Origin of the sequence: Saonia flava (assembly GCF_011927795.1) — a bacterium.
GTDB lineage: Bacteria > Bacteroidota > Bacteroidia > Flavobacteriales > Flavobacteriaceae > Saonia > Saonia flava.
Map to the genome: position 1 here is coordinate 48,806 of NZ_JAATJJ010000001.1, position 25,114 is coordinate 73,919.

Here is a 25,114-nt window from a genome sequence, read left to right on the forward strand (position 1 = left end):
TAACATTATAATTTATAAAATTATAGTTTCTTGAAATTCCCCTACTATATATTTACCATAGAATATATATGGTTTTGATTGTAATCGTCTGAAAATTAATCAATTTGAAGGAAAAATACTACAATTGAGGAGATTATTTATTTTGAACAAACTCATAAGCTCCAATATCCGGAGAACTAGTTCTGTCGGTTCCAATAATATCTAGAGGGAGTGTTTGGGCAGCATTAGTATCTCCTTTATCTATTACTTCCGATTCCTCGCCAATCCTGAAGTCGTTTTTTTGAACTTCTATAAAATTTGTAAGAGGATTTAGGACAATAGAATTATATCCTGGATTGTCGAGATCCAATATTGGATTGCCAACCACAAGATTGGAGGATTCATTGTACTTTAGTGTACAATTCTTGAATGAAAAGTTAAAAGAAGCCAATTCGTTGTTCTGCAAAAACAGTTCGTGGGTGTTGTTGCCGTCTACAATGCAATTTGTAAAATTAGCTTCAACTAAATCCTCCAATACAGTACCGTTTTCGGTCTCAATTAGGTTATCTATTAAAAGAGATGGGCTGTTACGGAAGCCATTGTTCCAATAATTTGCAATTGTAGCGTGGGTAAAATAATAAGAACCTCCTAGATTACAATATAATGATGAAGCCCCTGCATTGCCAAGAACAAGATTTTCCCCAATGATTGATGCTGTTCTAGCCCATAGATTAACACGTGAACTATTATGAATTTGAGAATTTCTAAATGTTAGAGTGGGGGAGCTTAAAATTCCATCGCCCTCTGCCAATATTCCGATAGTGGCATTTTTTATTGTTAAATGATTTATTTCATTGTTTATGCTTCCCGGAGCTAACCATATGGTCCCCCATTGGCCAGGAATGTATTCAAATTCTGGTTCAAGTCTATCTCCTTCAAATATCACCTCATTTTCCATTTCAGCAACATCTAGACTTAATTGCCCTTGGACCTTTATAGAGGCATTGTTTTGTACAATAATTCCAGAATTCTCATGAAAATGAACCCTTGCCCCAGCATTTATGTTCAAGGTTTCATTCTCAGGAACAGCAGCGTACCCATAAACAACATAGGCCTTTTCATTGGTAAGTGTAAGTTGTGAACTTTCAAGAATAAAGCCTTCAACACTAATTTCATTCCCTTCTTCATCCACTCCCAAACCCAAGGTTTCTTTAGTGCCGTTTGACAATTGTTTTGGGAACAGGAAAATGGCATCCTTGATCAGGGTAACCAATTGTACTTTTTGAGTATTGCCATTGGATATAAATTGTAAGGCATCTGTATATAAAAAATCTTTTTCATTGGTTGGTGCAATATCAAAAGTGGTCTCAATGAAAATAAAAATACTGTCTTTTGCCAGAATGGGAATATTGTTAAACTCTTTTCCCGCAACTCCATCAACATTTAATCTATAATTACTGTTTTCTCCATTTTCCAAATTAATATGGGGTATCTGTATATCTATATTACTTTTATTGTACACTTTTAAGGAATAGGTGCTACTGCCAATATTGGTGAAAACAGTATCCAAATAAACAGTATCCTTGGAGAACTCTAAATTCCCTATACTAGCCTGATATTCAAAATCTTTGCGACAAGAGCTCCAAAAAAGAATTAAAACCAAAGCTAAGATGGAAAGCAGATATCGTTGCATATAGGAACTTCAGAAAAGATTTAGTTAGAAAAAATATCCTCAATGTTTTTGGGCACTTTCATTGGTTTGCGGGTTTTAGCATTGAGAAGACAAAATTTAGTTTCAGAATGCACATACAAATCACCAGTTTCTTTATTGTACATCTCTACGGCCCTAATAGAAAAACAACCCTCTGTTTTGACAACATAAGTGCGTACAATAATTTGGTCATTCAACTTAGCTGCATTTTTGTATGTGATGTTATGATTAATAACGACCCAAATGACGGAATCTTGTATGTCCTTAGAAGCCAATAGTTGCCAATGTTCTCTAGAAATATCCTGAATCCAATGTACATATTGTACATTGTTCACATGGTTTAGGTCATCCAAATCACTTTCTTTGACCCGGATAACTTTTTCGTGAACATTCATTATTTTTTCATCAATTTAACCTCAAAGAGCTTGTCCCAATACTTGCCCGTCACAAAAAAAGTTTCGGTTTTTGGGTTATAGGCAACACCATTGAGAACAGAATTAACCTCGTCCCATTTGGCTCCTTTCGTCACTAATTTCTTAAGCCCTCCAAAATTAATAACCCCTTCAATGGCACCACTTTTTGCATCAATAATCATCATGCTTTCTTTTTCATATACATTGGCATATATTTTTCCTGCCACATATTCAAGTTCATTTGCCTTGTTGAAAATGGATTTATTGGTGACTATTTCTATGAAATCTTCTTCAATCAAAGTATTTGGATCCAATAGCCATATTTTTTCGGACCCATCACTCTTGTATAGTTGTTTGCCATCATTACAAAATCCCCAGCCCTCTTTACTTTGTCCATATTTAAAACTACCAACTTTTTTAAACTCATTTAAGTCGTAAATAAAACCAGTACCACTTTGCCATGTCAATTGGTAAATTTTGTCATTTAATATGGTAATCCCCTCTCCAAAAAAGGCATTTTCCAAATCAATTTTATTTAACACCTCCCCAGTTTTATAATTAACCTTTCTTAGGGAAGAACTTCCCCTTTTTCCGGTACTTTCATATAAAGTGTCTGCATAAAATTCCAAACCTTGGGTAAAAGCCTCATTGTCATGAGGGTATGTGTTAATTATTTCGTAGGTATAAATTTCCGGAGAGCTGGCTGATAAAATCTTTATTTCTTTTAACACCTCCCCGGTACGATCTTCGTAATCTATGGATGCCTTTATAGTTTTGTTCCCCAACTTGGCAACATTTAATTGAATTTTGTTGTCTTTTACGGTTAATTCTTGTCCATCTATGGTATAGACAACATTGTTTATGGTCTTTCCTTTTTTATTTTTTAGGCTAATACCAACAATTTCATTTTGACTAAATTGTTTTTTGTTTCCCTCAAGTTGAATATCGAAAAGTTCAGATGTAGAAACATTTCCACCCCCGCAAGCATTAAGTAGCAGGGTTAATGAACTGAGCATTAAAAATTTATAAAAATTCATGGTTTCATGTTAATAAGTAGGCAAGTTATCCAATAAAATTTAGAAAGTAAAACGATTGCTTCAAATTTAAAAGGTTGTATATTTGCCATTGGCAAGTCCTACACGACCAGCTCCTGCAGAATCCCCCAGGGTGGGAACGCAGCAAGGGTATGTGGTTGAAGCGGTGCGATGTAGGTAGCTTGCCATTTTTTGTGCCCAAAAGTTAAGTATAACACCTCCTTTTTTTCATTCTCTTATTTATTACTTTATTTGCATATTTATTACACTATTATGAAAGGTAAAGTAGTATTGATCACCGGTGGTTCTTCTGGAATAGGAAGAGCAATAGGTGTTTTTTTAAAGTCAAAGGAATTCACTGTTTATGGAACAACAAGAAATTTAAAGAACCATAAAAATTTTAATGAATTTGAACTGTTACAGTTAAATGTTAGTAATACAGAAAGTATTCAAAGTGCTGTTAATCATATTATTGAAAAAGAGGGAAGAATCGATATTTTGATTAATAATGCCGGTGTTGGAATAACTGGTGCGGTAGAGGAGACCCCACATGAAGAAATCCTAAAAGTTTTTGACACCAATTTTCATGGCCCATTGCATATGATAAAGGCCGTTTTGCCTCATATGAGAAGCCAAAAAGAAGGTTTGGTGATTAATATAACATCTATAGCAGGATATATGGGATTGCCGTTTAGAGGGTTTTATTCTGCAACCAAAGGAGCCTTAGGACTTATTACAGAAGCTTTAAGGATGGAGACCAAGGACTTTGGAATTAAGATTACGAATTTGGCTCCTGGAGATTTTGCTACCAATATTGCCGCTGGAAGATACCATGTACCATTACTTGACGACTCTCCATATAGGGAAAATTATGGTACTACTTTAAGCACGATGAACGAGCATGTTGACAATGGCAGTGACCCAATTGATGTAGCAAAGGAAGTCTATAAAATTATTGGAACAACGAAACCAAAAGTGCATTATAAAGTTGGAGAATTCATGCAAAAGTTCTCAATTGTTTTAAAAATGGTATTACCGGATAAAGTATATGAGAAACTATTGCTAAACCATTATAAGTTGTAATTTTACATTCTTGATAACAATCATTTAGCTAATAATAATTTTAAACCAAGTATAGAATGAAATTTTTCATAGACACGGCCAATTTGGGACAGATTAAGGAAGCTCAGGAATTAGGAGTTTTGGATGGTGTAACCACTAACCCGTCCTTAATGGCAAAAGAGGGAATTACAGGTAAAGACAATATCTTAAAACATTATGTGGATATCTGCAATATTGTTGATGGAGATGTAAGTGCAGAGGTTATTGCTACCGATTTTGCAAATATGGTAAAGGAAGGAGAAGAATTAGCGGAGTTGCATGAGCAAATTGTGGTAAAGTTACCTATGATAGCTGATGGTGTTAAAGCATGTAAATATTTTTCTGATAAAGGTATTAGAACCAATGTAACATTAGTTTTTTCTGCAGGACAGGCTCTTTTGGCGGCAAAGGCCGGTGCATCGTATGTTTCTCCTTTCCTAGGACGTTTGGATGACATTTCAACAGATGGTTTAAATTTAATTGCAGAAATACGTCAGATATATGATAATTATGCTTTTGAAACAGAAATTTTAGCAGCATCTATAAGACATACAATGCATGTGATTGACTGTGCTAAAATTGGGGCGGATGTTATGACGGGTCCCCTATCATCTATTGAAGGTTTGTTGAAACACCCATTGACAGATATTGGTTTAGCAAAATTCCTGGCAGATTATAAAAAAGGAAACTAAAGAGCCATAAAATTTCCGGACAATAAAAAAAGCCTTGAAGAAATTCAAGGCTTTTATATTTTAATATGTTTTGTGCTCGTTAGAATGAAGTATAAAGATTGGCAAATGCATCGACAATATGGCCGTCTTGGGCAATAAATGCTTTGTTTGGGTCAAAGACAATCATAGTATGTGCAATTTTAGTATAGTCTTCGGCTCTATATTGTTTGGACAAATCCAATCCTTTGGAGTCTAACATATTCATCCAAATTTTATTATCAGTTTTTACATTAATACCAACAAATTCATAATCTAGGTATTTGCTGTTTAATTTAGTAATATGCTCCGTTATATTATCAAAGTGTTTCTTTTGAGTGCCAGACCAAAAATAGAAAACTACTTTATTCCTACTTGCTATATCCTTTAATTGTACTTGCTGCCCATTGGTATTATACAAAGTGATATCTGGAATTTCCTTATTGGGCTGTATTTGCTTTATGTTTTTATAAAGGGCATCTATTTCGGCAATATGCTTATTATGGGCCGAAAACTTATGAAAAGAAGCTATAAAAGAGTCATTGTTTATCTCCACATCATTTTTTAATAAATAATCAACGGCGACATTTCTAAAAAGATTGTCCCTAAGATCCTTTTGTTTTACACAACTGTCGATCAACTTTAGCTTATGTTGATAAAAATGAAGGTTGTTTTTCACAATGCCATTTTCAACGGCACATTTATGGGAACAATCATTAAAAGATAAGTTTCCATAATGAAACTTCATAAAGTCATAATAGGGTCTAAAATAAGTTAGGTTCTTATTGTTGAAGCTAATGTTTTTTCTATAGTCATAAAAATTTTCCGAAAGATTGTGGAATCTATCTTCACCTGCCTTTCTCTTATGGTAAAAGGGATATTTTTCCTTAAATGTATAATAGTTATAGTCAATACTGGCTTGCGCCATTTCAATAGCATTGCTAGATAGGTCAACGGAAGCTTGTAAATCTAATAAACCCTCTTTTTTTTCATTTCTTAATGAATCTATTTTTTTTGAAAATACCTCTGGTTCGAGTTTGTACAATGAGTGAATAAAATGTACTTCTTGCTCTTGTGTCAAGAACATATCAATCAAAAAATTATTGATTTCTTCTCCTTGTCCAGAAAATGCAAGGGATTCATCAAAATCTGAAGTATTTAAACGAGCTAAAATACTATCGCCTTTTTCAAAGTATACATATTGTAATTCTGGCGCATGATTAAAATGATGTAGCCCTTCATTAACAGAGTCCAATTTAAAAGAAAACCTATTTTGGGAGTCCAATTTTGCGGAATCAACGACTACATCATCCTTGTAAAGCACAACATAATTGCTCGTGGGGTTTACAATTTCACCCGCAAAATATACTGTTGAGGTCGATTTTTTTTCAACCGAACTACAACCAATAAGTAAAAACGTACATAGGAAAGGTAAAAATTTATCCATATATAATACATCCATATTCTAAACAAAGCTACTAAACCCTGTAAATACTGATTGTTAATAGGTAGTTAAATGTTGCAAAACCCTGTTAAACCATGGACAAAGTACAAGCTTTTTAAGTTTATTGGTTTAAGGGACTAAAATTATCTATTTTCGCAAAAAATTAAATTAAGCTATGTTATCTGTATCAAACTTATCGGTGCAATTTGGAAAAAGAATCCTTTTTGATGAAGTTAATGTATCCTTTACACAAGGGAACTGTTATGGAATAATTGGAGCCAATGGTGCGGGAAAATCTACTTTCCTAAAAATTTTGGCTGGGGATATTGACCCAACATCTGGACACGTACATTTGGAACCCACAAAGAGAATGTCCATCCTTGAGCAAAACCATAATGCATATGACGAATTTCCGGTATTGGAAACAGTAGTAATGGGCAATAAACCTTTGTTCGCAATAAAAAAGGAAATCGATGCTCTTTATGCAGATTATAATGATAAAAATGCGGATAGAATAGGGGAGTTGCAAGTGGAATTTGAAGAAATGGATGGTTGGAACGCGGATAGTAATGCTGCCGCTCTATTGTCCAACCTTGGTATCAGTGAAGAATTCCACCATATGACCATGGCGGAGATGGATTCTAAACTAAAGGTTAGGGTATTGTTGGTACAGGCATTGTTTGGGAATCCAGATGTTCTTATCATGGATGAACCTACAAATGATTTGGATTATGAAACTATTGGTTGGTTGGAGAACTTTTTGGCTAACTATGACAATACGGTGATTGTTGTATCACATGATAGGCACTTCTTGGATTCTGTATGTACACATATTGCAGATATAGATTTTGGTAAGATAAACCTCTTTTCAGGTAACTATACATTTTGGTACGAGAGTAGCCAATTGGCATCTAGGCAACGGGCACAGCAGAATAAAAAGGCAGAGGACAAGGCAAAGGAATTACAAGAGTTTATTCAACGTTTTAGTGCTAATGTGGCAAAAAGTAAACAAGCCACTTCTAGAAAGAAAATGTTGGAAAAATTAAAAGTTGAAGATATTAAGCCTTCAAGTAGAAGATATCCAGCTATAATATTTGAAAGGGAAAGAGAAGCCGGAGACCAAATTTTGAATGTGGATAAGCTATCTGCTTCTTCTGAGGATGGCGATCAGCTGTTTAATAATGTAAACATTAACTTGGCAAAAGGAGACAAAGTAGCTATAATTTCTAGAGACTCCAGGGCAACAACCGCTTTCTATGAAATCATCAATGGAAAGAAAAAGGCAACAGAGGGAAAATTTCAATGGGGAGTAACTACCAACCAATCTTATTTACCCGCCAACAACGAGGAATATTTTAATGAAAATATCAATCTAGTTGATTGGTTGAGACAATGGGCAAAAACTGAAGAAGAAAGGGAAGAAGTCCATATTAGGGGTTTCCTTGGCAAAATGTTATTCAGTGGGGAAGAAGCTTTAAAGAAATGTACTGTTCTTTCTGGAGGGGAAAAAGTACGTTGTATGTTGAGTAGAATGATGATGCTCAGGGCCAATGTTCTTATGCTGGACGAGCCTACCAACCATTTGGACTTGGAAAGTATTACGGCTTTTAATAACTCTTTAAAGAATTTTAAGGGCACAGTTCTCTTTACTACACATGATCATGAATTTGCACAAACCGTGGCAAATAGAATTATTGAATTGACGCCAAAAGGAAATATTGATCGTTACTCCACTTTTGACGAATACATGTCCGATGCATCCATAAAAGAGCAACGCAATAAAATGTATTCTGTTAATTCATAACATTTTTTTTTACTTAATTATGATTTTAGGAATGCTAAATGTTAGTTTTAGATAAACTTGAATTAAATTATTAAAATTTATTTGCACGGTTTAAGATAAGTTGTATCTTGTCCATGAACCTAGACAGTTCACCGAGAAACACTATATTTTATTGCCCCCATGAAAGACCTATTAAAATGCCAATTGGCAATTTTGTTGACTCTTCTTTTCTTCAATTTTGGCCAATCTCAGGAAGTGGCCATGGCCATTGTTCCAAGAATAACACATATTGATTCTGAACATTCCATTGCCAAGGGAGCACGGGAATCTGGAATACATAATACCCTTTCGAAAGCCATAAAAGTGGCCAAGTTGGAAGAAATACTGGATAATGATGGTGCATTTACCTTTTTTGCACCCTCGGATGAAGCTTTTAAAAAATTTCCCCAAGAAAAATTAAAGTCTTTAATTAAGTCAGAAAACATCAAAGAATTACGTGCACTTTTGACATACCATATTGTGGCCGGTAATTTTTCTGCCTCTAAAATTTTGAGTGCTTTGTGCAGAGGTAATGGAGTTGCTACTTTTACCACTTTACAGGGAACAAAAATAACAGCAACTATAGATGGTGTGGATATTGTCCTAACAGATGGCCATGGGAATTCAGCAAAAATCACAAAGGCTGACACAAATCAATGCAATGGTGTTATTCATGTCATTGATAGCGTAATCAAGCCTAGTAAAGTGGCCCTACCTTAATTCTGCCCCCAATTCCTTTTCATATCGATAGCGGAACTTCTCCATTATCTTGTCTATCTTCTTATCGGTTAACGTATTATTGGAATCTTGTAATGTAAAACTTACCGCATAGGATTTTTTTCCGCTAGGCAACTTATTTCCAGTATATACATCAAAAAGAGAAACATTCTTTAAAAGAACTTTTTCAGTCTGTAGTGCAATATCATAGACTTTTTTAAATGGAACATCATTATCCAATAACAATGCTAAATCCCTTTTTACGGCAGGATACTTAGGTATTGTTTGGTAAACAATACTATTGGATTTTGCAGCTTCTACAATATTGTCCCAATTAAAATCAGCAAATAGAACTTCCTGTTTTATATCAAACTCTTTCAGTATAGATTTTTTAATGACACCAAAAGAAACTATTTCCTTTTTGGAAAAGGTTATTGTAAGACCTTCAGAAAAAATGGAGTTTTTTGTATAGCCACTACTGGTATTGACAATGCCAAGGCGTGCCAAAATAGAATCTATTGTTGATTTTAAAAAGTAAAAATCTGATTTTTTTGTAGAAATGGCCCAACTGTCCTCAGCTCTATTTCCAGTAACCAAAAGTGACATGTGTTTATTCTCTACCCTTTCATTGAATTGGTGGTAGGTTTTACCAAATTCAAAAAACTTTAGACTAGACCTTTTTCTATTAATATTGTATGAAATAGCTTCCAAACCAGAAAAAAGAATAGATTGTCTTAGGACTGATAAATCCGAACTCAGAGGGTTCAACATATGAACATCATGCTCTTCATTTATTCCGTCAATGAGTTTGTTATAATCAGGATTGGTAAGACTATTGGCTAAAATTTCATAAAACCCATTAGATGCTAAAAGATCGCCAACAATGTTTTGTAGTTTATAGTCTTCAAACTTTGATGTAGGAGCAATAGAAGCATTTAATTTTTCCTTAAAATCAATTTTGTTATACCCATAGACCCTTAAAATCTCTTCAATTACATCGACTTCCCTTTGTACATCAGTTCTATAGAAAGGAATTGTTATGCCCAATCCTGTTTCCGTAACGTTCTGGACTTTGATGTCCAAAGAGGAAAGAATAGATTTAATAGTATCTCTTGGGATTTCTTGTCCAATAAGTTTATTTATTTTATCAAATGTTAAAAATACTTGATAGTCATCTTTTTTATTGGGATAGATATCCACAACTTCCGAGGTAATGTCACCGCCGGCAATTTCCTTAATAAGAATGGCAGCTCTTTTAAGGGCATACTCAACGTTATTTATATCTATTCCACGTTCAAACCGAAAAGAAGCATCAGTGTTTAACCCATGTCTTTTAGCTGTTTTTCTAATTGAAATAGGGTCAAAATAAGCACTTTCCAAAAATATTGATGTGGTATTTTCGGTAACACCAGAATGTATTCCGCCAAAAACCCCTGCTATACACATGGGTTTTTCACTGTCACATATCATTAGGTCATCCTTATGAAGTTCTCTTTCTTCACCATCTAAAGTTGTGAATTTTGTGCCGGAAGGAAGTGTTTTAACAACAATTTTATTTCCTTTTATTTTAGCAGCATCGAAAGCATGAAGTGGTTGCCCCAGTTCGTGCAATACATAATTGGTAGCGTCTACAACATTATTGATAGGACTTAAACCAATTGCCTGTAGTCTATTTTTTAACCAATCTGGTGATGGTTGAATAATAAGATTGCTCATGGTAACTCCACAGTATCTAGGAGCAAGTTCATTGTTCTCTACTTCAACATCAACCTTTAATGCCCTATTTTCAACATTAAAATTACTTGCAGAAGGCGTTATTAGTTCTTTGTTGATTTCTTGTTGTAGAAGCCCCGCCTTTAAATCTCTGGCCACTCCATAATGACTCATGGCATCTGAACGATTGGGTGTAAGACCAATTTCAAAAACCTCATCATTTTCTACTTTAAAAACTTCTGAGCATGGAGTTCCTATTTTTATAGTGTCACTAAGAACTAAAATCCCATCATGGCTTTCTCCTAAACCAAGTTCATCCTCGGCACAGATCATCCCATGACTTTCCTCTCCTCTAATTTTTCCCTTTTTAATAGTCCAGGCTTGACCTTCCTTATCGTACAAAGTTGTTCCAATGGTAGCTACTGGGACCGTTTGTCCTTCTTCTACATTTGGCGCTCCACAAACAATTTGTAAAGGTTCCTCCAATCCAACATCAACCGTAGTAAGCTTTAATTTATCGGCATTTGGATGTTTAACGCAAGTAAGAACTTTACCAACTACCACACCTCTTAATCCTCCTTTTACAGATTCAAAAGGTTGAATTCCTTCTACTTCTAAACCTAAGTCGGTTAAGAGTTCTGCAGTTTTGTTGGAATCCCAATCAATATTTATAAACTGTTTTAGCCAGTTGTAAGAAATTTTCATCAATGAGTTTTAAAGCAACCAAAGATAAAACAATGTCGGTATACATTCAATAGGGATGCAGTTCTATTATTGAGGGAATTTTGGACTAGGCTATACTTTCGATTTTAATACCGCTTGCCTCAATTATTTGATGGATATCCTCATCAAGAATTTCTTTCTTTTGGTCGGCAAATTCCAGGAATTCTGTATATACAATATCCAATTGAAGTTTTGTAAGTTCGTACCCAATGTTTTTTGCCCTGTATGCTAGAGCAGCTCTTCCACTTCTTGCTGTGAGAACAATAGAGGACTCGTTTACTCCAACATCTTCCGGATCCATTATTTCATAGGTTTCTCTATTTTTTATAACTCCATCTTGATGTATCCCCGAACTATGGGCAAAGGCATTAGAGCCTACAATAGCCTTATTGGGCTGTACGGGCATTCCCATTTTTTGCGATACCATTTGGCTGGTATCATATAATAACTTGCTGTTTACATTGGTATACAAATTCAGCGATGGATGCTGTCTTAAAATCATCACCACTTCTTCCAAAGAAGTGTTCCCTGCACGTTCTCCAATACCATTAATAGTGCATTCTATCTGTCTCGCCCCATTTATTACACCAGCAATGGAATTTGCCGTTGCCAACCCTAAATCATTATGACAATGACAAGAAAGTGTGGCCTTGTGGATTCCTTTTACATTTTCTTTTAAGTATTTCATTTTTGCACCGTACTCCTCTGGTAGACAATATCCCGTAGTGTCTGGAATGTTAAGCACTGTTGCACCCGCTTTTACAACTTCTTCGCATACTCTTGCTAAAAAATCATTATCCGTTCTACCTGCGTCTTCTGCATAGAATTCTACATCTTCCACAAAAGTTTTGGCATATTTAACGGCTTCAACGGCCCTTTCTATAATGGCATCCCTATTGGAATTGAATTTGAATTTAATATGCGAGTCAGAAGTACCTATGCCTGTATGAATTCTTGGCTTTTTTGCATGCTTTAATGCTTCGGCAGCTACCTCGATATCCTTTTTTACAGCTCTGGTAAGACCACATACCGTAGCATTTTTCACCAATTTTGCTATTTCATTTACAGAACCAAAATCACCTGGACTGGAAATAGGGAAACCTGCTTCAATTATATCCACTCCCAAATTATCCAATCGTTCGGCAATGACCAATTTTTGGGTAGTATCTAATTTACATCCAGGGACCTGTTCACCATCTCTAAGAGTTGTATCAAAAATTTGTACCTTATCTTTACTCATATTATTTGCATAATTTTAAGCTCTTAAATTTACATAATTTTAAGCAACCTTTACGAAGTTATGGTTAGCTAATGCCAAATTAGCGAAAAGCAAAAAACATTTACAACGCCAAATTATATTACGGTGTATTTAAAATGTTGATATACAATTATTTAAATTATATTTTTTACGATGACAAATGCCCATAAAGATACACTGTTTGTTTTGATTAAATCTCTTTCAAAATCTGAAAAAAGACAGTTTAAATTGTATGTAGGGCGTTTGGGAGTAAATACGGATGCCAAATTTTTGGCTTTGTTCAATTTATTGGACAAAATGAAACTGTATGATGAAAAGACAATTTTGGATAGTGGAGTGGTAAAAAAAACCCAGTTGTCCAACCTTAAGGCTCATCTGTACAAACAAATATTGGTAAGTCTTAGATTGAACCCAGTGAACCAGAACATAAGGGTTCAAATTCGTGAACAATTGGATTTTGCCACAATTTTATATCAAAAAGGCCTCTACAAACAAAGCCTGAAAATCTTAGATAAAACAAAGGCCATGGCCATAGAGAATGAAGAAAAAAACATTGCCTATGAAATTGTGGAGCTGGAGAAAATAATTGAAACCCAATATATTACGAGAAGTATTCCTGATAGGGCAGATGAATTGGCCATACAGGCAAAAGAGCTTTCTGCCCAGAATGTAATGACCAGTAAACTTTCCAATTTATCCTTACAATTATATGGAATAATGTTAAAGGTTGGGTATGTTAAAAATGATAAAGATTATCAGCAAGTACAGGAATATTTCGAAAAGCATTTACCAAAATATAACATCGAAAATTTAGGATTTAGAGAGAAATTATGGCTGTACAAAGCACACTTATGGTATAGTTTTTTAATTCAAGATTTTTTATCATGCTATAAGTACTCCAGTAAATGGGTAGACCTTTTCTATGAACATGAAAAAATGATTTATCTAAATCCAGTTTTCTTTTTAAAGGGAAACCATTATTTATTGGAATCCCTATTTTATGTGAGGTATAGTACCCAGTTTAAGGAGACGTTGGAAAAGCTTGAAAACATAGTAAAGAGTAAGGAGTTTCCAAAAAATGACAACATAAATTCATTGGCCTTTTTGTATATAAATTCAAACAAGCTAAATCAGCATTTTTTGGATGGAACCTTTGATAAAGGTCTGTATTTAGTGAATATTATAGAGTACGGAATAAACAAGCACAGGGATAGAATAGATGAGCATCATATCATGGTGTTTTATTATAAGATTGCCTGTCTTTACTTTGGAATTGGAGATAATAAGAATTGTATTCTTTATCTTAAAAAGATAATCAACAATAAGAATCTTAAAATGCGCGAGGACCTTATGTGTTTTGCGCGTGTATTAAGTTTGGTGGCACATTATGAAGCTGGAATGGATTATCATTTAGAGGTGCAATTAAAAAGCACATACAAGTTTTTGTTGAAAATGAACGACTTACATGCCGTGCAAAGGGAAATGATTAAATTTTTGAGAAAATTAGGCGATATCTACCCACATGAGTTGAACAATGAATTCCAAAAGCTTTATGACGAGCTTAAAAAATATGAGAATCACCCTTATGAAAAGCGAGCCTTCCTATACTTGGATATTCTTTCTTGGTTAGAAAGCCATTTGCAAAACAAGCCTGTTGCCCAAATTATTAAGGAAAAAGCCATGACATTAACAAGATAACCCTTATTGCCCTTCTCGTAGTTAAGTTGTTAAATTATTGCCAAAATCTAGTTAAAAACAGGAAGATGGTAATTATAGTCCTGCTTTTTAGTTATTTTAATAACTTAAACCATTCAGATTTTAAATATACCCAATCCAATGTTTAAGGGGTTGGAAGTTTAATAATTAACCAACCTAATCATGAATAGACGTAATTCACTTAAGAAGCTAGTTATGGCTTCTGCCGGACTGGTAGCATTGCCAGCTTGGGCCCAGGGATGGGAGGCAAGTACTATTGAGCTCCCCCAACTTTTTCCTATTGAGGAACAAGAAATACTTACAGCTGTTGCAGATACAATCATTCCTACAGGTGATTCCGTTGGAGCATTATCTGTTGGAGTGGAAAAGTTTTTGCAGCGATTGTTTGCCGATTGTTATGAACAAGATGTGCAAGACAATATAAAAGTTCAACTAAACGCATTGGATGCATCTGCAAATAATGAATATGAACAATCTTTTGTGCTTTGTGACCAATCCCAAAGAGAAGCATTGTTACTAGCTTTGACCGAGGTAGAAGAATCACCGGAATCCAACTTTTTTAATCTTGTAAAGAATGAAACCATAAGAGGGTTTAGAACTTCTAGAAAAGTTATGATGGACCATCTAGATTATGTAATGGCCCCAGGTTATTATAATGGATGTGTAGATGTCAAGGAAACGGAAACTGCAAGAAAATAGATTATGGCAAATTTTAATATAGACTCAGAAGAGAAAAGAACATATGACGCCATAGTTATTGGTTCTGGAGCCAGTGGTGGATGGGCGGCAAAGGAATTATGTGAAAAAGGACTAAAAGTTTTGGTTCTGGAACGAGGGAGAGAAGTTAAACATGGAAGAGATTACCCTACAGCATCTAAAGCCCCATGGCAATTTGACTATAGAGGTACTGTGCCTATTGAAAAGAGGACTGGTTTTAAAAATGCAAGATTTCTTAGTGAGTCCATATTGCCCTTTATGATAAAAGATGATGAACAGCCATATGTGCAGGAAAAACCTTTTCAGTGGTTTAGGGGATATCATATGGGGGGAAAGTCTATGCTTTGGGCAAGACAGACACAACGTTGGAGTGATTTTGATTTTGAAGGCCCAAAACGAGATGGATTTGCAGTGGATTGGCCTATACGTTACAAGGATCTTGCCCCATGGTATGAACATGTAGAAAAATTTGCAGGTATTGCTGGAAGCAATGATGGATTGGCCGAATTACCGGATAGTGTTACCATGAAAGGTTTTAACACCAATTGTATTGAGGATTATTTTAAGGAAAGTGTAAAAAATAATTATGAAGGACGATATGTAATTCAGGCGCGATGTGCACATTTAACGGACCCTCAGGAAATTCATAAACAACAAGGGCGCTCCAAGTGTATGCACCAAAACCAATGTTTTAGGGGTTGTTTGTATGGAGGCTATTTTAGCAGCAACTCTTCAACCTTACCATGGGCGGAAAAAACAGGGAATTTAACCATTCGACCACATTCTGTTGTACATTCCATTATTCATAATGATAAAAAGAAAAAAAAGAGTAGGGCAGAAGGAGTACGTGTAATAGATGCCCATACCAATGAAATGATTGAGTTCTACTCAAAAATAGTTTTTGTAAATGCATCAACTATTAACTCTAATGCAATCTTATTAAATTCAACCTCAAAAAGATTCCCAGAAGGTTTGGGTAATGAGAATGGGCTTTTGGGAAAGTATATGTCCTGGCACAATTATCGTGGAAAGGCGAGTGCGGAATATGAAGGTTTTAGAGATAAAAAAACAAGTGGACGCAGGGCAAGTCATGCCTATATGCCCAGATTTAGAAATGTATTTAAACAAGAAACCAATTTCTTAAGGGGATATGCTGCAGGTATAAGTGGAAGTAGAGGTAAATCAACAGATACGGATATGATCGGTGGACAATTGAGAGACAATATCCTTAATCCTAAATTAAATGATAATTGGAATATTAGTAGTTGGATGATGGGAGAGGTTGTTCCTACGGAAGAAAACCATGTTCGCTTGCATAAGGAGTTAAAAGATAAATACGGAATACCACAAATTGTTATTTCTTGTGATTGGACGGAAAATGATGATAAGATGGTAGAGGATTACATGGAGCAGACCCAAGATATGTTTGAAAAAGCTGGTTTTGTTAATATTGAAGTTAGGGACACCAAATCCGCTCCTGGATCCGACATACATGAAATGGGTGGTGTAAGAATGGGACATGACCCAAAAACATCCATATTGAACAAATGGAACCAAATGCATGCCTGTAAAAATGTATTTGTTACTGATGGTGCCTGTATGACGAGTACAAGTTGTCAAAACCCAACATTAACATTTATGGCCATCACTGCTAGAGCAGCAAACTATGCTGTTGAAGAATTAAAAAAGCAAAACATATAGGTTTTGGATTTTTATACGTTTGTAGTAATAGAGTAGTGTTTATTATTTAATTCAATATGATGCCTCAGAAGAAGTTCCTCTTAGTGCATCATATTGTTTTTATGCACTTTAATTTTGGTTAATGCTTGGAGTTTGTAAACTGAACTGGTTGACCAAACCATTGGATAGTTTCTCAAACTGGTCGCTCTGTGCCATGTTCCTAACTTTTATTGGGTCAAAATTTCCATTAAAATAAAGAAAGGAACCATTGATATTGTTATTGTTGTATATCAATATTTCTTTGACCACATCTCTTTTTTCCCTGATGGAGATCACGTTTCTCTTTGTTTCATCATTTTTTCTGAAAACTTCAATAAAAGAAGTACCTGTTATGCTATTCATTTGGCTGTTAAGGAAGTTGGTTCTAGATTCTGTTGCACTTGGAAATTGCATATAGCGTAAGTCTTTAGTGTTACCTACCAACGACTTCATTTCAGGAGAAATGTCACTAATGAGCGACAACATAAATTGGGGAACCCTAATGGCGGTAACCTGATTGTCATTTTTATGTGCAGCATAAAAACTGTCAATGGAATTGTAGCTACTACATGAAGTTATCAAAAGAAAAAACAACAAAAAAGAAAATTTGCGTATCATAGTTATAGTGTTTAAGGCACTAAAAGTAGGGAAAAAGTTATAAACACGCATTCCAAACTACGTCGTCGGGTGGAGAGGCAATTAATTGAAGCTCTTCCTTTTTTACAGGATGAATAAAAGATAAACTTCTGGCATGTAAGTGAATGCTTCCGTCTTTGTTACTACGGTCAAAACCGTACTTTAAATCCCCCTTTATTGGACATTTTAATGCGGTAAGTTGAGCCCGTATTTGGTGGTGACGGCCCGTTTTTAAATCAATCTCTAGGAGGTGATAATTTTCAAGTTTCTTCAAGATTTTATACTCTAAAATAGCTTTTTTACTTTCTGGAACTTCCTTTTTATGGGCGTAGGATTTATTCTGCTTGGTATTACGCTTTAGCCAATGAATAAGAATACCTTGTTCTTTTTCCGGTCTATTTTTAACCACGGCCCAATAGGTCTTTTTTGCTTCCTTTTCCGCAAACAGTTTATTCAATCTAGGTAGCGCTTTAGAGGTTTTGGCAAAAACAACAATTCCAGAAGTTGGTCTATCCAGACGATGTGCCACTCCTAAATAAACATTACCTGGTTTGTTATACTTATCCTTTATATATTGCTTAACTACTTCACTTAATGGCACATCCCCTGTTTTATCACCCTGAACAATATCACCGGGCCTTTTGTTGATGACAATTAGGTGATTGTCTTCATATAAAACTTGAAGATTATTGGAATTTGAAAGTGTTTTATTGCTCACTAAAAAGAGATTTTTTATATCTAAGGGAAAATAAAAGAATAAAAATTCCTCCAAGTGTAACGGATACATCTGCCATATTAAATATTCCTGTTTTTAAAGGTCCTAAGTTAATGTGCACAAAGTCCGTAACAGAACCATAGGCCACACGGTCAATTAGATTTCCTATTCCACCTCCGATAACAAAAGCAAATGCTACAATCAACCATTTATTTAAATTAGTTTTTTTAAGAATACTAAATAACAGAATCAATAAAATTATAATAGGAAAAATTTGTAATAGAATGGTTTTGAGAGGTTGCGGAAGATTTTGTCCCGTTCCCAACATGGCCCCTGTATTTTCAACGTTGGTCAACACTAGATTGTTCTTTACTACCTGTATATATTCGGATGGAGCTATTTTCTTTCGGACAATATCCTTTGAAATTTGGTCACAACCAATATTCAGTAGAACAATCAACAAAATTACAATTCTTTGCATGTTCGTTGTAATGCTTTAATACTGTTCTTCGTCGTTTGGAAAATCACAACTCTTTACATCATCCACATATTGAGATATGGCATTGCTCATGTCCTCATATAAATTTAAGTATCTGCGCAAAAATCTAGGATTAAACTCATGTGTCATCCCCAATAAATCATGTACAACCAAAACTTGGCCATCAACCCCATTTCCAGCACCGATTCCAATAATGGGAATGGAAACACTTTCTGCTACTTCTTTGGCCAATTTAGCAGGAATTTTTTCTAGGACAATAGCAAAACATCCAGCTTTTTCTAACATTTTGGCATCCTCCTTTAGTTTCTCAGCCTCATGCTTTTCTTTGGCCCTAACCGTGTAGGTTCCAAATTTATATATGGATTGTGGAGTCAGGCCTAAATGCCCCATGACAGGAATACCGGCATTTAATATTCGTTTTATGGATTCCTTAATTTCAACTCCACCTTCTACTTTTACTGCATGCCCACCACTTTCTTTCATAATCCTAATGGCAGAACGCAAAGCTTCTTTGGAATCACTCTGGTAACTTCCAAAGGGAATATCAACCACAATCAGGGCCCTTTTAGCAGCCCTAACCACAGATGATGCATGGTAAATCATTTGGTCTAGTGTAATTGGTAAAGTAGTCTCATGACCGGCCATTACGTTACTTGCCGAATCACCTACAAGAATAACATCCACATTGGCGGCATCCACAATTTTTGCCATTGAATAGTCATAGGCTGTGAGCATGGAAATTTTTTCACCGTTTTTTTTCATGTCCACAAGGGACTTTACAGTAACTCTTTTGTATTCTTTTTTGGCAGTAGACATTCTATTTTTTTTAATTGGGATAAATGTAAGGAGATTAGTTGAATTTTTTTTGTGGATGGGAATTGTTCTGGAAAACAGATTAAATACCATAACACAGATTTAATATTGCAGCAAGCAACCAAAATTGGTTTTGTCTATCTAAAAAGAAAAACAAGATGAAAAATTATACTAAGGTCTTATTGGTAGCATTGGGATTTATTTTCATGGGCTGCGATAGTAGTTCTGCAGAAAGTGACCCAACGGTGGACGGTATTTATTCTGATGAAGGTGAAAGTTCGCTTTCTTTTTCTGGAGAAGGGTCTGGTGGTTCTGGGACCTCCGGAGGGTCTGGAAATCAAGAAGGGGAAGCTGGTTTGGTTACGGCGGCAGAATGGAATGATTTGGATAACTGGACTTTTTGGAGCGGTTTATTGGAATCGGAAGAGTTTAAGAAAATGCCAAGTTATTGGAGCTTTTATAACAACAATAGAATTTCTGTACTGGTAAGGGACAATACAGGAGCTCCTGTACATGGAAGCAAGGTAGAATTGATAAAAGATGACAACCTAGTCTGGACAGCAAGGACCGATAATTTTGGAAAAGCAGAACTTTTTATTGGATTTAGACAAGAGGTTCAATCCTTTAATATTGAAGAATATAGTTTAAAGGTTAATGATCGGTCCATAAATACACCTGTGAAACTTTTTTCAGAAGGTATTAACGAAATAATGGATAATACCCCTGCTCTTAATGATAGAGTAGAACTTTCCTTTGTGGTTGATGCCACTGGCTCCATGTCCGATGAGCTTGAGTTTCTTAAAAAAGACCTTTTAAGTGTTATAGAACGGGTTAAATCAGAAATTCCAAATGCACAAATTTTTACATCTTCGGTTTTCTATAGGGATGAGCAGGATGAATATGTGGTTAAACAATCTGGCTTTACAGGTGATGCCAATACAACACTTAATTTTATAAAAGCGCAAAGTGCAGATGGTGGTGGAGATTATCCAGAAGCTGTTCATTCTGCCTTGGATGAGACGATAAATAAATTACAGTGGTCCAGTTCCGCTAAAACCAGAATAGCATTTTTATTGTTGGATGCCCCTCCACACTATAACACCATAGTAGTAGAAAGTCTTCAAAACTCTATAGAGACTGCTGCGGCAAAAGGAATAAAAATTATTCCAATATCGGCAAGCGGAGTGGATAAGGAAACAGAATTTGTTCTTAGATTTTTTTCAATTTCTACAAATGGAACCTATGTGTTTATAACCAATGACAGTGGTGTGGGAAATGACCATATCGAGGCCAGTGTAGGCGAGTACCAAGTAGAGAAACTAAACGATCTAATGGTAAGACTCATTGTTAAATATATAAATGGCGCCAATATTTCTTTTGATGGTGAGTAAGCAATTCCGATATTAAAATTTTATCATGTATTTTTGATTAGAACATCAATATCAAAAAACATGAAGACCCTAATTTGCTTTTTTCTTGCTTTTTTTACAATTGCCATTAATGCCCAAGATTCTGAAAAATCGGAGGTGCAAAAAACGGTGGAAGCCTTTTTTGAAGCGTTCCATAAAAAGGATTCAATTGCGATGAACAGTTTTGTTGGGGGAGAGGGAGTTAAATTGCAAAGTGTCTTTATGGATAAAGAGGGCAAGCACCATATAAGAACAGAAGAATTTAATGGTCTGGTAAAGTCCATTGTAAGTATTCCTGATAGTGTTGTTTTTCAAGAAAAATTATTTGATTTTAATATACAAGTGGACGGACTCATGGCCAATGTATGGGTACCCTATGAATTTTGGTATAATAATGAGTTTAGCCATTGTGGCGTTAATTGTCTTCAGATGTTTAAAGATGATGATAAAAAATGGAAAATTATATATTTAATAGACACCCGAAGAAGAGCAGGGTGTTTGGAGAAATAAATCTCTACTTAATAACAGTATTTGTATCTTTAACTAATTAATTTCAATTCAAAACCAACTTCTTTAAAATGAAAAATGTTCCCTATTTATTTTTGCTTACTTATTTTGTGTTTTCTACCATGATTTATGCCCAAGATGTTAATCCATTGGAAGGCAAATGGGATTTGGTCATTGACCAATCCGGAAAAGAACTTCCTTCTTGGTTGGAAATACGCCATTCTGGAAACCATACGCTTGTTGGTCGTTTTGTATATGCTTTTGGAAGTGCTCGCCCCATATCAGAAGTAAAGGTAAAAGATGGGGAGTTCAGTTTTGATATTCCACCACAGTGGGAACCAGAAGGAACTAACATGATGTTTTTGGGTCGTTTGAAAGAGAGTGGATTAGAAGGTACCATGACCTATACTGATGGAAAAACATACAATTGGACCGCAACCCGCGCACCCATTCTTCCGTACAATGAGAATCCTACTTGGGGAGAGCCAATTTCCTTGTTTAATGGTAAAGACCTTTCTGGATGGCATGCCATGGGAGAAAACCAATGGGTTGCGGAAGATGGTGTTCTAAAAAGTCCTAAATCTGGTTCTAATTTAGTGAGTGATGCTTCATTTAAGGATTTTAAATTACATATTGAATTCCGCTATCCTGAAGGAAGTAATAGTGGTGTTTATTTACGTGGGCGTTATGAAGTGCAGATTACGGACCCCATAAGCACTGAACCTTCTGATGTGGAATTTAGTGGAGTGTATGGATTCCTTACGCCCAATCAATTGGTGGCAAAGGGCCCCGGAGAATGGCAATCTTATGATATTACCTTAATTGGTAGACGAGTAACTGTAACAGTAAATGGCATAACAGTAATTAAGGACCAAAATATCCCAGGGATTACAGGAGGCGCCTTGGATAGCCAAGAGGGGGAACCAGGCCCTTTTTTAATACAGGGAGACCATGGTCCCATTGAGTATAGAAATATTGTGGTGACACCTGTTTTGGAATAGACCAGGCATATTTTAGTTATTGATCTTAATGGTTTTTTTGGATTTGGCACTTTTGACAGCTGCATCCAATATTTCCATGGTGATCATATTGTTTTCTAAGGAATACGGATCATAGGGACTTAATTTTGTATCTCCTCTAATCACCGATGCAAATAAGGCAAAAGGCTCATCATATGGTGGTGTTCGTTCTTCTAACCTAAAAACATTTTCACTAAAACCATCATATCCTTCGGAAATGCGAAGACGTAGGTCATGGCGGTTGTCTGCATAAATAGCTCCCGTTTCTCCATATATTTCCATATCCTTTCTTCCTATGGGCCAGTTCCAAGAAGGTTCTAATATGGCCATGGCATTATCATAGGTAAGGATAATAGTGGCATCGTCATCTACTTTGGGGTTGTTCTCGGGCTGTAATTGTTGGGTCACCGCTGTTACCGAAGTTGGTTTTTTTCCATCCTGCAACCATGTCATTAAATTGGCACCATAGCAGCCAAAGTCCATGATGGCGCCACCCCCATTAAGAATAGGGTCCGTGAGGAATTCTAAAAATTCGGCGCTTACATTTATTTTTTTTGGCCCCTTATGGCCATCGCGCACAATCACCTTTCTAAGCCCTCCAATAGTACCTTCCTTATAAAGCTCATATGCCCTTAAGTTGGTGGGATACCAAGAAGTCTCATAATTGGTAAGTAAATGAATGTTGTGTTTTGTAGCTAAAGTTTCCATTTTTTTTGCATGTTCCAGACTTACGGCCATAGGTTTTTCTACCATTACATGGATACCTTTTGGTGCACAGGTCTCCACAATGGCCAAATGGTCGTATATGTTACCAAATCCGGCCACGGCTTCTGGACGAACGGCAGTGATCATTTCCTCCATTGTGCTATAGACCATGTCCAATGGAAAATTATATTGTTTAGATAATCGCTCTGCCAAATCCCTATTGGTTTCCACAATACCCACCATTTCTACATCACCTTTGGATTCCCTGCTTAAAATCCAACCTACATGACCATGGTTTAAACCTATGACTCCTAACTTTATAGGTTCTTCTTGGGCAACCATTTTTAATGACACTAATAGAATAATACTGTATCTAAGTATGGATGTGTTTATCATGATCTTGAATATGTTCTAATGCCCTACTATAAGTAGTGGGTTATGGATTTTAAAAGTAATGATTTTATTTAGGTATTTATAAAAGATCCTTGAACGTTATCTATTATACTGTCCTACTGGTAAGTAGTATTTTATTAACTTAGTTTTTTAAATATTTTGGGAATAAATTCTGTCTATTAGCCTTTTTAAGGGAACTATGCCAATTTCTTTGTTCTCATATGGCACTAGTATAATTGGCAGGTATTTTTTCTATCATTTCTAGATTTGAGTGTTGAATTACGAACCACATAACATATTCAAATTTTTTCTCCCACAAGAGTTCATCTAATATATGATTTGTATAAATTTAAAAGCGAGTCAATAGCTTTTTGATTTTGTAGATCTAATTTCTTTTGTTCTTATCAGTAGTTTCTGTCCTATAAGTCTGATCGTCCGGCTTAATTTTATTAATCATTTAAATAATGGTAAATCCAAATTATTTGCTTTATTCTAAAATACTAAATGTTTCTTCAAGAGAAATGCAGATAAGACATTGAAATAATCTGCAAGGCTAAAAATTATTAGTATGGTTGTTTTTAATATTTACTAATTTAAAATTATGATGGCAATATCATTAATTTTAAATTTTATATCAGTTAACTACTGTTAACTTTTTTAGTAAAAATTTTTGTTTAGATTGCCCCTAACGTGTTTATATATGGGGAGTTGTGGTTTTGATAAAGTACTAAACTGCCTTATTTTTTATAAATGTTGTTGTGATGCGCTATTCTTTTAATTTCAAAAATCTTAGGGCGTTTTCATAAAATATTTTCCTTTTATCATTCTCTGATAGAAAATCATAGCTATTTAATTGATTTATGCTTTTTTCAATTGCATGTGGCCATACCATTTGATCAGAACCAAACATTATTCGGTCAATTAGCCCATATTTTTTGGCTTTTTTCAAAAACTGTTCGGCATAATCCATTGGTTGCTCATGCACCCAAAGAATTACTCCTAAATCAGTATACAATTGAGAGTATTGGAGCATAAGTCTTAATGTGTTTTCATAAAAAACTTCTCCGGCATGCATTATATAAATTCTCAATTTTGGAAATTTTGCAAGTACATCTTCAACTGTATAAGGGTCTCCGAGCTTTATTCTGAAATTTGGGTGGCCCATATAGGTAATACCAATGGGTCCTCCGCCAGTATGTACAGCAATAGGGACATCATATTGTTGACAAATTTTTAAAAAGGGCTCAAATCTTGGGTCTGATAAAGTAAGGCCATCATACAAGGCTCCTATTTCTCCGAAAACCTTTAGTTTTCCAGATTTAATTAATTCCTTAAAAGCAATGGTGTCTTTTGGGGGAGAGTTGGTATAATATCCTGGAATTAAAACCCCATCATTGTCCAATTTATTGGGTCCTCCGATAGTACTGACAATTGCTTTCTCGACATTGAAATCCTTAAGAATTTTAAGTAATTCGTCCCTATAGGTTTGGTAATCTTTAGGAGACATGATACCATCAGGCGCTGGAGCTGTATAATAGGTTTGCTCTGTATAGTCATGAAGATGCATGTCAATAATAGGTTGACCTTTTTGAGAATAACTTAAAAATGGAATAATTAGAAGTATAAATAATCTTTTTTTCATTT

At 35.2% G+C, this 25,114-nt stretch carries 22 protein-coding genes and 1 other RNA gene; 11 read left to right on the forward strand and 12 right to left on the reverse strand.

The window, feature by feature from the left end:
• Nucleotides 1-133: 133 nt before the first annotated feature.
• From GGR42_RS00245 to GGR42_RS00255, 3 genes are read right to left on the reverse strand one after another with little or no spacing between them, the layout of a single operon-like run.
• Nucleotides 134-1,672: a choice-of-anchor Q domain-containing protein gene (locus tag GGR42_RS00245; RefSeq protein ID WP_167959373.1), complete on the reverse strand. Its 1,539-nt coding sequence runs from the start codon at nucleotides 1,670-1,672 to the stop codon at nucleotides 134-136.
• A gap of 20 nt (nucleotides 1,673-1,692) precedes the next feature.
• Nucleotides 1,693-2,085 carry an acyl-CoA thioesterase gene (locus GGR42_RS00250; RefSeq protein WP_167959374.1) on the reverse strand — a complete coding sequence of 131 codons (393 nt, stop codon included), beginning with the start codon at nucleotides 2,083-2,085 and terminating at the stop codon, nucleotides 1,693-1,695.
• Nucleotides 2,085-3,140, reverse strand: coding sequence for a glutaminyl-peptide cyclotransferase (locus GGR42_RS00255; protein ID WP_167959375.1), 1,056 nt, complete (start codon nucleotides 3,138-3,140; stop codon nucleotides 2,085-2,087). The genes GGR42_RS00250 and GGR42_RS00255 overlap by 1 nt, the downstream gene beginning before the upstream one ends.
• A gap of 89 nt (nucleotides 3,141-3,229) precedes the next feature.
• Between GGR42_RS00255 and ffs the strand changes: the two genes are divergently transcribed.
• From ffs to fsa, 3 genes are all read left to right on the forward strand, one after another.
• An RNA gene (gene ffs / locus GGR42_RS00260) (signal recognition particle sRNA small type) lies at nucleotides 3,230-3,328 on the forward strand.
• Nucleotides 3,329-3,410: 82 nt separating this feature from the next.
• Nucleotides 3,411-4,220 carry an SDR family oxidoreductase gene (locus GGR42_RS00265; protein ID WP_167959376.1) on the forward strand — a complete coding sequence of 270 codons (810 nt, stop codon included), beginning with the start codon at nucleotides 3,411-3,413 and terminating at the stop codon, nucleotides 4,218-4,220.
• A gap of 56 nt (nucleotides 4,221-4,276) precedes the next feature.
• Nucleotides 4,277-4,930 carry a fructose-6-phosphate aldolase gene (fsa, locus tag GGR42_RS00270; protein WP_167959377.1) on the forward strand — a complete coding sequence of 218 codons (654 nt, stop codon included), beginning with the start codon at nucleotides 4,277-4,279 and terminating at the stop codon, nucleotides 4,928-4,930.
• 79 nt (nucleotides 4,931-5,009) lie between these two features.
• Here the strand turns inward: fsa and GGR42_RS00275 are convergent, their stop codons facing one another.
• Complete coding sequence (locus GGR42_RS00275; RefSeq protein ID WP_167959378.1) at nucleotides 5,010-6,392, reverse strand: peroxiredoxin family protein; 1,383 nt, start codon at nucleotides 6,390-6,392, stop codon at nucleotides 5,010-5,012.
• A 172-nt stretch (nucleotides 6,393-6,564) separates the two neighbouring features.
• Between GGR42_RS00275 and GGR42_RS00280 the strand changes: the two genes are divergently transcribed.
• Nucleotides 6,565-8,193, forward strand: coding sequence for an ABC-F family ATP-binding cassette domain-containing protein (locus GGR42_RS00280; RefSeq protein WP_167959379.1), 1,629 nt, complete (start codon nucleotides 6,565-6,567; stop codon nucleotides 8,191-8,193).
• A 159-nt stretch (nucleotides 8,194-8,352) separates the two neighbouring features.
• Nucleotides 8,353-8,931: a fasciclin domain-containing protein gene (locus GGR42_RS00285; protein ID WP_245201363.1), complete on the forward strand. Its 579-nt coding sequence runs from the start codon at nucleotides 8,353-8,355 to the stop codon at nucleotides 8,929-8,931.
• Here GGR42_RS00285 and pheT read toward each other — a convergent pair.
• Both pheT and GGR42_RS00295 read right to left on the reverse strand, forming a co-directional pair.
• On the reverse strand, nucleotides 8,923-11,346 hold the full coding sequence (pheT, locus tag GGR42_RS00290) for a phenylalanine--tRNA ligase subunit beta (protein WP_167959380.1): 2,424 nt from the start codon (nucleotides 11,344-11,346) through the stop codon (nucleotides 8,923-8,925). The two genes, GGR42_RS00285 and pheT, sit on opposite strands and share 9 nt — an antisense overlap.
• An 85-nt stretch (nucleotides 11,347-11,431) precedes the next feature.
• Nucleotides 11,432-12,604: a 2-isopropylmalate synthase gene (locus GGR42_RS00295; RefSeq protein WP_167959381.1), complete on the reverse strand. Its 1,173-nt coding sequence runs from the start codon at nucleotides 12,602-12,604 to the stop codon at nucleotides 11,432-11,434.
• Nucleotides 12,605-12,775: 171 nt separating this feature from the next.
• Between GGR42_RS00295 and GGR42_RS00300 the strand changes: the two genes are divergently transcribed.
• The 3 genes from GGR42_RS00300 (at nucleotide 12,776) to GGR42_RS00310 (ending at nucleotide 16,756) form a co-directional block, all read left to right on the forward strand.
• Entirely contained in the window at nucleotides 12,776-14,320 is a 1,545-nt protein-coding gene (locus GGR42_RS00300) for a hypothetical protein (protein ID WP_167959382.1), read from the forward strand.
• A 180-nt stretch (nucleotides 14,321-14,500) separates the two neighbouring features.
• The gene (locus GGR42_RS00305; RefSeq protein WP_167959383.1) at nucleotides 14,501-15,037 is read left to right on the forward strand and encodes a gluconate 2-dehydrogenase subunit 3 family protein; all 537 of its coding nucleotides are present in this window, start codon (nucleotides 14,501-14,503) and stop codon (nucleotides 15,035-15,037) included.
• Between the two features lie 3 nt (nucleotides 15,038-15,040).
• Nucleotides 15,041-16,756: a GMC oxidoreductase gene (locus GGR42_RS00310; protein WP_167959384.1), complete on the forward strand. Its 1,716-nt coding sequence runs from the start codon at nucleotides 15,041-15,043 to the stop codon at nucleotides 16,754-16,756.
• Between the two features lie 108 nt (nucleotides 16,757-16,864).
• On the opposite strand, the gene GGR42_RS00315 is transcribed toward GGR42_RS00310, so the two are convergent.
• From GGR42_RS00315 to panB, 4 genes are read right to left on the reverse strand one after another with little or no spacing between them, the layout of a single operon-like run.
• Complete coding sequence (locus GGR42_RS00315) at nucleotides 16,865-17,392, reverse strand: DUF4252 domain-containing protein (RefSeq protein ID WP_167959385.1); 528 nt, start codon at nucleotides 17,390-17,392, stop codon at nucleotides 16,865-16,867.
• A 37-nt stretch (nucleotides 17,393-17,429) separates the two neighbouring features.
• The gene (locus GGR42_RS00320; RefSeq protein ID WP_317169665.1) at nucleotides 17,430-18,128 is read right to left on the reverse strand and encodes an RluA family pseudouridine synthase; all 699 of its coding nucleotides are present in this window, start codon (nucleotides 18,126-18,128) and stop codon (nucleotides 17,430-17,432) included.
• Nucleotides 18,118-18,606 carry a signal peptidase II gene (gene lspA / locus GGR42_RS00325; RefSeq protein WP_167959387.1) on the reverse strand — a complete coding sequence of 163 codons (489 nt, stop codon included), beginning with the start codon at nucleotides 18,604-18,606 and terminating at the stop codon, nucleotides 18,118-18,120. Before lspA ends, GGR42_RS00320 begins: the two co-directional genes overlap by 11 nt.
• Before the next feature lie 15 nt (nucleotides 18,607-18,621).
• Nucleotides 18,622-19,440, reverse strand: a complete 819-nt coding sequence (gene panB, locus GGR42_RS00330; RefSeq protein WP_167959388.1) for a 3-methyl-2-oxobutanoate hydroxymethyltransferase — start codon at nucleotides 19,438-19,440, stop codon at nucleotides 18,622-18,624.
• Nucleotides 19,441-19,595: 155 nt separating this feature from the next.
• Between panB and GGR42_RS00335 the strand changes: the two genes are divergently transcribed.
• From GGR42_RS00335 to GGR42_RS00345, 3 genes are all read left to right on the forward strand, one after another.
• A complete protein-coding gene (locus GGR42_RS00335; protein WP_167959389.1) occupies nucleotides 19,596-20,828 on the forward strand; it encodes a vWA domain-containing protein in 1,233 nt (410 codons plus the stop codon).
• 60 nt (nucleotides 20,829-20,888) lie between these two features.
• A complete protein-coding gene (locus tag GGR42_RS00340; RefSeq protein WP_167959390.1) occupies nucleotides 20,889-21,356 on the forward strand; it encodes a nuclear transport factor 2 family protein in 468 nt (155 codons plus the stop codon).
• 68 nt (nucleotides 21,357-21,424) lie between these two features.
• A complete protein-coding gene (locus GGR42_RS00345) occupies nucleotides 21,425-22,354 on the forward strand; it encodes a 3-keto-disaccharide hydrolase (protein WP_167959391.1) in 930 nt (309 codons plus the stop codon).
• A gap of 12 nt (nucleotides 22,355-22,366) precedes the next feature.
• Here the strand turns inward: GGR42_RS00345 and GGR42_RS00350 are convergent, their stop codons facing one another.
• Both GGR42_RS00350 and GGR42_RS00355 read right to left on the reverse strand, forming a co-directional pair.
• Nucleotides 22,367-23,473: a Gfo/Idh/MocA family protein gene (locus GGR42_RS00350; RefSeq protein WP_167959392.1), complete on the reverse strand. Its 1,107-nt coding sequence runs from the start codon at nucleotides 23,471-23,473 to the stop codon at nucleotides 22,367-22,369.
• A 763-nt stretch (nucleotides 23,474-24,236) separates the two neighbouring features.
• Nucleotides 24,237-25,112, reverse strand: a complete 876-nt coding sequence (locus GGR42_RS00355; RefSeq protein WP_167959393.1) for an amidohydrolase family protein — start codon at nucleotides 25,110-25,112, stop codon at nucleotides 24,237-24,239.
• Nucleotides 25,113-25,114: the final 2 nt, after the last annotated feature.